The 12,066-nt window shown below is 58.3% G+C and carries 10 protein-coding genes and 2 pseudogenes; 5 read left to right on the top strand and 7 right to left on the bottom strand.

The window, feature by feature from the left end:
* Positions 1-418 (bottom strand): annotated as a pseudogene (locus BMI89_RS20140) (hypothetical protein); the annotation flags it as partial.
* Between the two features lie 297 nt (positions 419-715).
* Positions 716-1,636, bottom strand: a complete 921-nt coding sequence (locus tag BMI89_RS20135) for a LysR family transcriptional regulator (protein WP_210402187.1) — start codon at positions 1,634-1,636, stop codon at positions 716-718.
* 84 nt (positions 1,637-1,720) lie between these two features.
* Here BMI89_RS20135 and BMI89_RS20130 point away from each other — a divergent pair, with 84 nt between their 5' ends.
* Positions 1,721-2,710 carry a quinone oxidoreductase gene (locus BMI89_RS20130; RefSeq protein WP_078572556.1) on the top strand — a complete coding sequence of 330 codons (990 nt, stop codon included), beginning with the start codon at positions 1,721-1,723 and terminating at the stop codon, positions 2,708-2,710.
* 569 nt (positions 2,711-3,279) lie between these two features.
* Here the strand turns inward: BMI89_RS20130 and BMI89_RS21200 are convergent.
* Positions 3,280-3,432, bottom strand: a pseudogene (locus tag BMI89_RS21200) (glutathione-dependent disulfide-bond oxidoreductase); the annotation flags it as partial.
* Positions 3,433-3,446: 14 nt separating this feature from the next.
* Positions 3,447-3,770 carry a hypothetical protein gene (locus BMI89_RS20995; protein WP_168176852.1) on the bottom strand — a complete coding sequence of 108 codons (324 nt, stop codon included), beginning with the start codon at positions 3,768-3,770 and terminating at the stop codon, positions 3,447-3,449.
* A gap of 381 nt (positions 3,771-4,151) precedes the next feature.
* Here BMI89_RS20995 and BMI89_RS20120 point away from each other — a divergent pair, with 381 nt between their 5' ends.
* Positions 4,152-4,436: a hypothetical protein gene (locus tag BMI89_RS20120; RefSeq protein ID WP_078572555.1), complete on the top strand. Its 285-nt coding sequence runs from the start codon at positions 4,152-4,154 to the stop codon at positions 4,434-4,436.
* 172 nt (positions 4,437-4,608) lie between these two features.
* Here BMI89_RS20120 and BMI89_RS20115 read toward each other — a convergent pair whose 3' ends face one another.
* The 3 genes from BMI89_RS20115 to BMI89_RS20105 form a co-directional block, all read right to left on the bottom strand.
* Positions 4,609-5,772, bottom strand: a complete 1,164-nt coding sequence (locus BMI89_RS20115) for a mandelate racemase/muconate lactonizing enzyme family protein (RefSeq protein WP_078572554.1) — start codon at positions 5,770-5,772, stop codon at positions 4,609-4,611.
* A 123-nt stretch (positions 5,773-5,895) separates the two neighbouring features.
* Positions 5,896-6,795 (bottom strand): LysR substrate-binding domain-containing protein, encoded by a 900-nt coding sequence (locus BMI89_RS20110; RefSeq protein ID WP_078572553.1) that lies wholly within the window; start codon positions 6,793-6,795, stop codon positions 5,896-5,898.
* A 45-nt stretch (positions 6,796-6,840) separates the two neighbouring features.
* Complete coding sequence (locus tag BMI89_RS20105) at positions 6,841-7,779, bottom strand: LysR family transcriptional regulator (protein WP_078572552.1); 939 nt, start codon at positions 7,777-7,779, stop codon at positions 6,841-6,843.
* 221 nt (positions 7,780-8,000) lie between these two features.
* Between BMI89_RS20105 and BMI89_RS20100 the strand changes: the two genes are divergently transcribed.
* Genes BMI89_RS20100 through BMI89_RS20090 form a run of 3 tightly spaced genes read left to right on the top strand, consistent with a single transcriptional unit; the run spans position 8,001 to position 12,065 of the window.
* Entirely contained in the window at positions 8,001-8,954 is a 954-nt protein-coding gene (locus tag BMI89_RS20100) for a tripartite tricarboxylate transporter substrate binding protein (protein ID WP_078572551.1), read from the top strand.
* Positions 8,955-8,966: 12 nt separating this feature from the next.
* Complete coding sequence (locus BMI89_RS20095) at positions 8,967-10,970, top strand: tripartite tricarboxylate transporter permease (protein WP_078572550.1); 2,004 nt, start codon at positions 8,967-8,969, stop codon at positions 10,968-10,970.
* 12 nt (positions 10,971-10,982) lie between these two features.
* Positions 10,983-12,065, top strand: a complete 1,083-nt coding sequence (locus tag BMI89_RS20090; protein WP_078572549.1) for a tartrate dehydrogenase — start codon at positions 10,983-10,985, stop codon at positions 12,063-12,065.
* Position 12,066 lies beyond the last annotated feature (1 nt).

Raw genomic sequence — 12,066 nt, 5'->3', positions numbered from 1 at the left:
GTCTCGCGGTGACCGGATATCCGGAACACCTGACCGGATGTTGTCGGAATGCCCGACCGGATGCGTCGGTGTGCGCAGGTCGGGGCAGGGTGCCCCTTTGATGCATCTCGTCGATTGCCCTTTGAACGATGACATGCGCCCGCGCCTCCAGCGCAAGCGGTCGGGTCTCCTCCTCGAGTTCTGCACCGGCGAGCGCGCGCTCGATATCTCTTGGACGTGTGTTGTGGCCTTCAATTAAGTTCGAATAGTAGCAGTTCATCACGCGAACGAGGTCCGCGAGCTCAGCCGCGCTGTCCGGGTGCAAACCTTGCCCAAGGAGGGACGCTTCCCTCTGAATGTCGACCGAAAGATCCGCAAGTTCTGCGGGGATGTGTTCTTCGAAGAAGCAAGGTTCGATTCTGCCGGGAGTTTGCAACATTTTTGCCGATCTTCTTTTTATGCTAAGTCCCATCTAACATTGGGTCTATCCGAGAGAAAGTCCAAGGGGTTGCCGATATCGATTGCCGATCTTGGAGGTTATCCCGGCGCGTGGCTGCCTCAGCGGTCGGATGGCTGGTTCTCCGGCACGTTAACGAGTGCCTGATATTTGAGCACAGTAGAACCTTTTGAAGCGACATTGGGCGTCACCGCTCCTCTCCACAATCCTGTCCCCAGATTCTGGGGATAACTGCGGGGGGGCGGCAGGGCACGGTGAAACCTCCACAACTCTTAGATCTTAGATCGGTAAAGTGGGCTGCTCGAACTCCTCGAGCCGTGACTGGTTTCTTATGAGGATACGCAGGATCTCATCATAAGTGACGCGAATGCTGTTGGTCATTGGAGAGCGATCATGGATGAGAAGCCAAAGGTCCAGTTTCAGCGGCGCGATCGTAGTGAGGACGGGCACCAGCCCTTCTGCACTGGCGGCGAAATACGGCAATGCCGCGATTCCAAACCCGTGTTTGGCCGCTTCGACATGGGCCTTGAAAGAATCTAGGAACATCGACGGGGCTAAATCGGGGCAAACCGTCTGAAGCCAGGCAGACATTGTGAGAAATTTCAAATCGTCTGGCCACGCGATCACCCGGTGCCGCAAGAGATCACTTTCGGCCCGAGGCGTACCGTGTCGAATAAGATACTCCTGCGAGGCAAAGAACCCGAAACCGATCTTCCCAACGAGGCGGATGCGGTAATTGCCTCGTTCTGGGCGCACCAGTCGCACGACGATATCAGATTCCTGTGCTCTTAAACGGACGGGGAGGACACTCGACCGGAAATCCAGTCGGATGTTGGGATAGTTCGCATAAAATCCCCGAAGCTCCGGGAGAAGGATTTTCTGACCAATGAGTTCGGGAACGTCGATGCGTACGAGACCCGCAAGTTCGCCATCCTTCCGACGTGCAGAGCGTTCGACAAGGCGCATCTGAGCCTCTGCGCTTTCTGCGGGGTCAAGAAGATCAAGGCCAGCCTGAGTCAGCGCATAGCCGTCGTGATGATGTCGAAAAAGTTTCAGGCGCAGAGAATCTTCGAGGAACTTAATCCGTCGTGCAACGGTCGACGTGCTCACTTCTAACTGGCGTCCGGCTTCGCTCAGCGATTTGGAGCGCGCTACTGCCAGGAAGAACCTGAGGTCATTCCAATCCATCGTGCTTTCCATTTTTGCAAAGCCCTTCCCCGATAAGATACTCGCATATTTCTCTCAAGCAACTCATGTTCGAAGAGAGAAAAGGAGATTTGTCTTATGTCCACGACCACCTCCGCCCTTCGTTTTTCTGCGTATGGCGATACATCCGTTCTGAAAATGGAATCATTTGCGTTGGCTGATCCCGTCGACGGCGAGATTCAGATCGAGCACGAGGCAATTGGCGTCAATTACATCGACATCTACCATCGACGGGGCATCTTCGCCGCGCCGCTGCCACTGCCTTCCGGGCTTGGCATGGAGGGCGTCGGCCGGGTTCGGTCGACTGGTATAGGGGTCACGGACGTAGCGGTCGGGGACCGTGTTGCCTATGTCGGCGGCCCGCCGAATGCTTACAGCAGAATTCGAAACTTGCCCGCTGCCCGTGCGCTGAAAGTGCCGGACGATCTCGGTTCGGAAATCGTCGCGGCACTTATCTTCAAGGGTCTGACGGTCGAATATCTCATCAACCGCTGCCGCGAAATCGGAAAGGGCGATACAGTCCTGTGGCACGCGGCGGCCGGAGGTGTCGGCTCCATCGCCTGTCAGTGGTTGTCAAGAAAGGGTGCGACGGTGATCGGCACGGCCAGCTCGGCGGAGAAGCTTGAAAAGGCCAAGGCGAACGGCTGTACCCACCTGATCAACTACCGGGAAGAGGATTTTGAAGCCCGCGTGAAAGAAATCACGAATGGCGCAGGGGTTGATGTCGTCTATGACTCTGTCGGCGCGGATACGTTCGCGAAATCGGTCAATTGCCTGCGTCCGCGCGGCACAATGGTGAGCTTCGGCGAGGCGTCCGGTCCTGTCGAGCCGGTAGCGGTTTCCTCGCTGGGAGCAAAGGGTTCACTGTATCTGACGCGGCCCTCGATCGCGCACTACACGGCGAAGCGCGAAGAATATGAAGCTGCAGCAGATAATCTCTTTGCCGCAATCCGCGATGGCGTCGTAAGGGCACCAGAGATCACGACCTACGCGCTCGAAGACGCAGCTCAGGCGCAATCCGATATGGAAGCGCGCCGCACTTCGGGTTCGGTGATCTTGTTGCCGTAACGGGCAATCAACAATGGGCGACCTGGCAATTGGAGGAGCCGGGCCGCCCATTACAAGTCGGCTGTGCTCCGGGCGCGCCGCATTCAGGCGATCGGGAGGAGAATGCTATGGGATCGGACCTTGGAGAGTTCGACTACGTTATCGTGGGCGGAGGGACAGCCTGACCTGCCACTGAACTTTCATCCAGCCACGACCGGAGAACGGTTGGTGTTGCTCTGCCTACGTTTTCTAGCCCGCCGGACGTCGGAGTTTCCGGCCTTTGTCACGACGGCGGACTCATTGTGCCAAAGCACGGACACCCGAACCTTGCGGTCCGGGTGTGCCTTTTCCCCGCACATGCGGAGGACGCGCCATGCCTTACGACGAGGATAGTCACTGAGTTCGGGTCATCCCTGCACATGCAGGAACTCATTCAGGCTGGCGATGGCCTCCGCTGACCGGAGGCGGGCTGAGCGGGATTTTCCGCGGCCCTGACTCTTAAAATAGGTTCGGCGACTCTACTGCGGAAGCCCAATCCGAGCCGGCAAGGTCATTTTTTGTTTTTACCTAACGTCAACTCTCATCGGGTCATAGAGCCATCCCTTCACGAGCCCGCCATACCACGGGAAGACCGCGGTATTGGCGATGGTGTAGCCGTCGCCCCTCAGATAGGGCGTTTCGGCAAGGCGACGGTCGAGAACGTCGACCTGGCGCTTGGTCTCCGTCGCGAAGCAGTTGATCGCGTTGGGGCGTCGCTTCAGCCTTCGGTCAGGTGATCCGCGAAGTGCTCGAGAAGTGTTTCGCTGGAAAGCGACTTCTCCGCGTAGGCCAGAGCGTCTTCGGGCGAGAGTGCGACGATCCCAGCCGAACCGATCCAACCATTTGTGTTATACGGCTGGGCAAAGGGCGATCGCGCTCCGCCTTCGCCCTCCATGAAGTAGTTCCCTTTCGGGCTGCGGTAGAGCGTTGCCTCCCAGAACCAGAAATCGGAGACCGATAGTCCCCCGGGCGAGCCGATACTGCCGATCTCGGTAGCGGTCGCGGTGTTGAAGATTTTGCCGTTGATGATGACCTTTGTCATGTGCAGTTTTTCCATTCGTTTCGTGGATTTAATGTGGTCGCTGGCGTTTCCGCGGATGTGAGAACTTCCGGGGCATGCGTTCCGCTTGATATCGAAGCGAGTTTCTGGAAGCCGAGGCGCGGTTAATGGGCTTCCCAAGGTGTTTGAGACGGGATCGACGGGTCGGGCGTGGCAGAAGGGATCACACGGGGTCCCTTTGAAGAGTTGGTCCGATTGGCGACGGTGTCTCCGTGCGCCTCAGAAGGGATATGGGATCGAGCGGGAGCGGACGGAAATCGAAACAGAAGATTTTTTTTCGGCCAGTTTCGTGGGCGTGATCGCCGCATCGAATTGGCACTGGAGCACGAGGCCGGGCCTCACCTCCGCAGGGTGTGAACAGGCATGTGTTATCTGAGCGGCAACGCCGGGAGCTGGCGCCTGCTGTTGCCGGGCATTAACGCCGAGGCAGTTTCGGAGTTCCGCTCTGTCAAACGCGCACTGATCGAGCGATCTATCTGTATCCCCGGCCACTTTGACATTGTGGCATTGGACGGAAGTCCAAACCCATACTGCGTCAGCATCAGCAAGGCGATGATTGACCGATCCGTTACCAAGAGAAGCTGTCGCCTATTGATCTATACCGAAGATGGGCTGATCAATAACGTGCCCGTTAAGGTTCGCGTTTGAGAGACAGGGGCTATTCATGCCGAATGTTTTCGTCTCGACTATCGTCGTCCCAGCGAAGGACATGAGAGATTTCTTCTCAGTAAAGGAGCGGGTTGGCGGCTGCTTGCCCAGCCCGCCACCCATCTTTCAAGCGATTTGATCATCGTGGACGTCCGGCGAGATCGGTGCCAATCTACTCCACGAGGTCGCGCATCACCGCGATCAAGTCGGATTTGCCTTCGAACCCGATGCCCGGAAGCTCTGGCATGAGGATATGGCCGTCTTCGACCTTCACGCCGTCGGGGAACCCGCCATAGGGCTGGAATAAGTCTGGGTAGCTCTCATTGCCGCCAAGGCTGAGCCCGGCCGCGATGTTTAGCGACATCTGGTGCCCGCCATGGGGAATGCAGCGCGACGGCGACCAGCCGAGCTGGTCCAGCATGTCGAGCGTGCGCAGATATTCCACCAGACCGTAAGACAAGGCGCAGTCGAATTGCAGCCAGTCACGGTCGGGGCGCATCCCGCCATAGCGGATCAGGTTGCGCGCGTCTTGATGCGAGAACAGGTTCTCTCCTGTCGCCATGGAGCCCGGATAGAACTCGGCCATTGCAGCTTGCAGCTGGTAGTCCAGAGGATCTCCGATTTCCTCGTACCAGAAGAGAGGATACTGCCGCAGCATCTTGGCATAGGCGATCGCGGTTTCCAGATCGAAACGGCCATTGGCATCGACGGCAAGCTGCGCCTCCTCCCCGATTTCCGCTAACACGGCTTCAATCCGGCGCTGGTCCTCGTCGATCGAAGCGCCCCCAATTTTCATCTTCACGACGGTGTAACCGCGATCCAGATAGCCGCGCATTTCATTGCGCAAAGCGGATTTGTCTTTGCCGGGATAGTAGTAGCCACCTGCGGCATAGACAAAAACACGCGGATTAGCCTCGACGCCTTTGCGTTCGGCCAGCATACGGAAGAGCGGCTTTTCTTCGATCTTCGAGATCGCGTCCCATACGGCCATATCGATGGTCCCAACGGCAACCGAGCGCTCTCCGTGACCGCCGGGTTTTTCGTTCTGCATCATCGCAGCCCAGATTTTGTGAGCATCGAAGTTGTCGCCCGCGTCATTCAATAGCGACGCGGGATCAGCTTCGAGGATGCGGTCGCGGAATCGTTCTCGGATCAGCCCTCCCTGCCCGTAGCGCCCGTTCGAGTTGAAGCCGTAGCCGACCACTCGGCGACCGTCCTTCACCACATCGGTCACCACAGCCACCAAGCTGGCGGTCATCTTGCTGAAATCGATATATGCATTCCTGATAGGCGAGGAAATCGGCTTGGTGACCTCACAAATGTCCACGATGCGCATTTCGGTGCTCCTTTTTCGTGCGGTGAGTGGTCCGAAGACTTTACCCACACATGGGTAGCGGAGGCGCAGGGGGCAGTTCCAATGCCGATTGGCGCTGAATTCATGCGCGTTTTGCATGGATTATCAGGTATCCTGACTGACCCCCTTCAGCCAGAATGCCTCGCAATGGGCCGACAGCCGGGAGCGCGGGCGGTAGATGACCAATTGCACGGGAACATCGAGCGAGGGGGCACCAGCACGGACCAGGGTGCCGCGTGTTATTTCCTGATCTGCGAGGGAGAGGGGGAGGAAGGCAACGCCTTGGCCTTCTTTCGCCATCTCGAGATTGGTCGACGCAAGCACAGAATTCATTTTGGTTTCTAAGCCGCGACGCCCGTCGCCTATGCCATGCGCCTCGAGGATTGCATGTAGGCCAGATGCGCTGGAATAAGCTATGAACGGCACTTGCGAAGCTGCGCTCCCGAGCCGCCACAGGGGGCGACCGCTTTCGTCGGGGGCGCAAAGCGGCACAAGTCGATCGCTGCCGATTGGATGATACCGGAACTGTTTTTCCGGTAGATCTTCTGCAATGTTGGGTTTCTTATGGCAGATGAAGAAGCTCACCTCGCCATTCTGTAAAAGTCGCACGCCTTGGCGATGCGTATCGGAGACCATATTGAGGGAGCCGATCTGGGAGGGCCCGCCGATCTGCATCAGCCATTTCGGAACGAAGGTGTAGGACAGGGCGTGGGTAGCAGCGAGGTTCAGGGTCCGTTGCGCGAGCCCCGCGGCCTCCAGCGCCTCGAGCCGGGCCTCCGAGAGCATCCTGACGATAGCCTCCGCGCGCGGCTGGAACGCTCTTCCGGCCGCAGTCAGGGTGACCTGCCGCGTCGTGCGATGGATGAGTGGCGTCTGAATCGCGGCCTCAAGTTGTTTGATGCGGCGACTGAACGCGGGCTGGGTCAAGTTGCGGTTCTCGGCGGCGCGGGAAAAATTCAATTCGCGCACCAGTTCCAGAAAATCATCGAACAGCGTCGTATCCATTCTCGCGCCTCCATGCTTAATACATGCATATTCGGCATGAGAAAGTTACGCAATTTTACTCAGATCCGACGCTTCGACTTGGAACGGGGCCTGCGAGTCGGCGGTCCGGATGCGCTCTGCCAACAGGTCGACGAAAGCGCGCACTTTGGCGGTCAGGTGGTGGCGCTCGGGATAGATGGCAGCGATGTTCGCGGTTTGGAAGTACTCAGGCAGAACGACCCGAAGGCGACCTTTGCGCACGAGTTCGGCGATATCCCACTCAGAACGCAGCATGATCCCGTGACCGTTCAGCATCCATTCACGTGCTATGTCACCATCATTGGTGCTCAGCCCGCCGCTCACACGTGCTGAGGGGTTCTTGCCGCCCCGTTCGTCGAAACGCCAGATGTCGTAGATGTCGTGTTCTTGGCGTAGCACGATGCAGCTATGTCGGCGCAGTTCTTCCAAGTTTTCGGGCATCCCGTGCTTCTCAATGTATGCGGGGGAAGCGCACATGAACCGACGGTTTCTTTGTAACAAACGTTGGACCAGATTGCTGGTCGGTGGCGTTCCGAAACGAATGCTCAGATCGAAGCCCTGCTCGATCAGATTCATTGGCGCGTCTGTTACCACCAACTGCACTTCAACATCCGGGTAGGTGTCACAAAATGCGGATACTGTTGGAGCAATATACTCCCTGCTGAAACCAAATGTTGCGTTGATCCGAAGCAGGCCGCTCGGCTGCTCGCTTCCGGAGCGCAAACTATTCTCGAGCTCTTCGATTTCTCCGAGAAGACGTATTGCTTTGCTCAAATACGCTTCGCCTTCGCCGGTGAGGCTGACCCGGCGAGTGGTGCGGTTCATAAGCCTGACGCCAAGCCGATCTTCCAAGCGTGCCAGACGGCGGCTCACGGCCGATGCTGTAATGCCTATTTCACGTGCGGTTTCGACGAAGCTTTCGCGCTGCGCCAAGAGGACGAAGAACCCGAGGTCGCTCTCACTCATTGCTTACCCAGATGAACTAATGATGTTCCTATTATGAAATTAACGATTTTGCAGAATTAGTCTAGCGTTTCCCTGTCCGCCTGTGGGAGTTGGCGGATCCTGCTTGCGGCTTGGAGGACGTGATCAGGTGTAGGGGAAGCAACTCCGGGTCCTAAGCCCGGAGCTAGTTTCCCCAACATATGAGCTGTGGGTTCCCCGCAGCGCTTCTTGAGGAGGAAATTATGAAAAAGACACTCGCAGTCATTTTTGCCGGGCTACTTTCGGCGACGCCGCTCGCGGCTCAGTCTGTCGACGACTTCCCGAGCAAACCGATGACCTACATTATTCCGTTCAACGCCGGTGGCGAGTCGGACATCTCAGCGCGCTTCCAGCAGGCCGAGTGGGAAGCTGTCACCGGACAGCAAGTCGTGATCCAATACCAGCCCGGTGCGGGCGGTGCTCAAGCCTGGTCGCAGTTGAATTCATTGCCCGGCGACGGCTACACGATCATGGGTATCAACATGCCGCACACGGTTCTGCAGCCGCTTGCAGGGTCCGCGGGTTACAAGACCGAGGATCTGACGCCGGTCAACTATTTCCACTATACGCCGAACGCGATCTTCGTGACGAAAGATAGCGAGTTCAAGACTCTGGCCGACCTCGTCGACTATGCAAAAGCAAACCCCGGGCTTGTGACCTTTGCTGGGTCGGGTTCGAACTCGGCCAACAATCTCGCGGCGGTGCAGTTCAACGAGCTTGCCGATATCAATACGACCTATGTTCCCTTCTCGGGCACCGGTCCGTCGATCACCGCGATTCTGGGTGGGCAGACCACTGCCGGCTTCAACTATGCAACCTCGGGCGTGAGCCAGGGCGACGCAATGAGGATGCTTGCGGTCGCTTCGGACGAGCGCCTGCCGGCTTTCCCCGATGTGCCTACCTTTAAGGAACTCGGTTACGACATTGTGGGCGGCGCCTATCGCGGGGTGGCTGTGCCGGCGTCGACGCCTGAGCCCATCCGCCAGAAGATTTCCGACATCGTAACCGAGATCAATCACCGCCCGGATTTCATCGAGAAGATGGAAAGTGCCGGCTTTGTGCTGACCGATATTGGTTATGGCAAGATGGATGATTTCGTGGCTGCGCGGATCAAGGAATATACCGCTGGCGCCAAAGCGCTCGGCATTATCAAGTAACGGCGCGCGAAGATGGACATCATCGGCTATCTCGTGGACGCATTGACACCGCTCAATCTTGTCCTCGCGCTTGCGGGCGTGGTGCTAGGGACGATAATTGGTGCCCTGCCTGGGCTCTCGGCCACAATGGCGGTCGCGGTGCTTGTCCCCTTCACTTTTACAATGGATCCCGCCGCTGGCCTTATTGCCCTCGGCGCGATCTACACAGGCGCGATTTATGGCGGCGCCTTTGCCGCCATCCTCGTGAATACTCCTGGCACGCCCTCCGCGATCGCGACAACTTTTGATGGCTTCCCGATGGCGAAACGAGGCGACGGCGGTCTGGCGATCTCGCTGGCTACTATCTCTTCTGTTGTGGGCGGAATGGTCGGCGCGCTTTCGCTACTCGTGCTTGCGCCGCCCCTCGCTAAGGTCGCACTGGCATTTGGGCCAACGGAATATTTCTGGCTCGCGATGTTTGGCCTCACTCTCATTGCGGCACTTTCTGTGGGCAATACCGTCAAAGGCCTCATCGGCGCGTGTCTCGGGCTCGTTCTATCGATGATCGGGGTGGCAGTGGTGGGTGGCGACGTCCGCTACACGATGGGAATGCAACGATTTCTGGCAGGTATCGACCTGACCTCGGCGATCATCGGGCTCTACTGCGTGCCCGTTATCCTGGATCTTGTGGCCAACGCCGATCCGCATTTGAAGCCCTCTGAAACGGGCGGGCTGCGCTTTCGCGAAGGCACGCGCATTGCACTAAAGCGTAAATTCAACGTGATCCGCTCTTCCGTCATCGGCACCGTGATTGGTGTTCTGCCGGGAGCCGGCGGGTCGATTGCTGGGCTGGTGTCCTATTCGGAAGCACGCCGCACGTCGGAAAATCCTGAGAGCTTTGGCAAGGGCAACCCGGACGGGGTGATCGCCACGGAATCCGCAAACAATGCGACTGTCGGGGGTGGCTTTATCCCGACGCTCGTTCTGGGCATTCCTGGCACGCCCCCTGATGCGATCATTCTGGGCGCGCTGCTGGTGCAAGGAATTAAGATTGGACCAACCTTGTTCACGACGGACGGCAATATCGTCTACACGTTTATTTGGGGCCTTCTGATCGCGACCCTTCTGATGCTGCCAGTCGGTCTACTGATCGGTCGCTATGCATATTCGACCATCGTCAAGGTGCCAAAGGCCGTGCTCGCTCCGACGGTAGCGCTGTTGACCATAATCGGCTCCTTCGCGATCCACTCGAACGTCGCTGATGCCCAACTGATGGTTGGTCTTGGAATCCTCTCCTGGATTTTGAACCGATATGGATTCCAGCCCTCTCCCATCGTGCTGGGGCTGGTTCTCGGGTCGATCGCCGAACAGGGTTTCGTTCAGACCTATCTGATCGGTAATGCCTCAGGGCGCATGACGGAAATGTTCTTCATGCGGCCGATCAGCATCGGCATCATCTGTGCGGCGCTATTGACGCTCGGCTTCCCTTTCTGGGCGGACTGGAAGGCAAAGCGTCGTCGGCAACTCGGGCAAATTGCCGAGCCGATTGCCGATGACGGAACCGAAATCACTCCCGAGCATAAGCAACGAGACTTGCCCGAAGTAATGTTCGCGATCCTCTTCATTGCTCTCGGAATTACCATCTATCTTGGCGCATCCGGCATGTCGGCGCTCGGATCGGTTTTCCCGAAGACGATCGCGGCCGTGTTGATCGCCTTTTCAGCCTTGCTGATAGTGATGAATTTGCGTCGCCCCGCTGGCGGATCGTTCAAGCTGGCCAATCTGAATACCGGGGCGATACGTCGGATTTCGCTCGGTGTCGTCCTTCTGGCGTGGGTCTTTCTGATGCCAGTGATCGGCTTTCTCGTCACGAGCATGATTGCCTTTGTCGCGATCATGATTGTCGCGGACTATGACCGCCCCCCCGCGAAAACATGGGCAATCTGGATTCTATCCGGCCTGCTGATTTGCACCGGCTTCTGGTGGCTCATGGCAAATGTGCTGCTGCTCCGTATGCCCGCCGGGCTTCTGATCTAAACTGGAGAAACTATGAGTAAACGTAATCACAAGATCGCCGCCATCGGCGGCGACGGGATTGGTGTGGAAGTTGTCGACGCCTGTCTCGAGGTCCTGCACGCTCTGGCGGAGAAGGACGGTGGCTTCAGCTTTGCCGTCGAGAACTTCGACTGGTCGACCGACCGCTACAAGCGCACCGGGCAATTCATGCCCGCGGATGGCGCCGACCAACTGCGTGCCTTCGATGCCATCCTGTTCGGTGCGGTTGGCGCGCCGGATGTTCCTGACCACTTGACGCTCTGGGGGTTGCGCCTCGCGATTTGCCAGCCACTCGACCAATACGCCAACGTGAGGCCTACCCGGGTATTGCCCGGTATCCGGTCCCCCCTGCGAAACGTCAATGATGGTGAGCTCGACTGGGTGATTGTCCGCGAAAACTCGGAAGGCGAATACGCGGGGCAGGGCGGGCGCTCGCACCCCGGCCTGCCGCTTGAGGTGGCGACGGATGTCTCGATCTTTACCCGCGCGGGGATTGAGCGGATCATGCGCTTTGCCTTCAAGTTGGCGCAGTCGCGGCCGCGAAAGCTCTTGACCGTGGTGACCAAGTCGAATGCCCAGCGGCACGGCATGGTGCTCTGGGACCAGATCGCCGCCGAAGTGTCTAAAGAATTCCCCGATGTCACCTGGGATAAGATGCTTGTCGATGCGATGACCGTGCGCATGACAATGGACCCGGCGTCTCTGGATACGATCGTCGCCACCAACCTGCACGCCGACATCCTGTCCGACCTTGCGGCGGCGCTCTCGGGCTCCATCGGCGTCGCGCCCACGGCGAACCTCAACCCCGAGCGCGAGACGCCGTCGATGTTCGAACCGATCCACGGCTCGGCTTTCGACATCACCGGCAAGGGCACCGCCAACCCGGTGGCGACCTTCTGGACCGCCGCGATGATGTTGGAACACCTGGGTGAGAAACCCGCCGCCGACAGGTTGATGTCCGCCGTCGAGACCGTCACCGCGAACCCGGACCTGCACACGCCCGACTTGGGCGGTAAAGCCACCACCCGCATGGTCACCGACGCCGCCATTGAGGCCGTGCGCGGCCGCAACGACTGAG

This window comes from Thioclava sp. F36-7 (assembly GCF_002020075.1).
In the GTDB taxonomy this organism is placed as follows: domain Bacteria; phylum Pseudomonadota; class Alphaproteobacteria; order Rhodobacterales; family Rhodobacteraceae; genus Thioclava; species Thioclava sediminum.
Note: the sequence above shows the minus strand (reverse complement) of the source record. Positions and strands in the feature narration are given on the sequence as shown.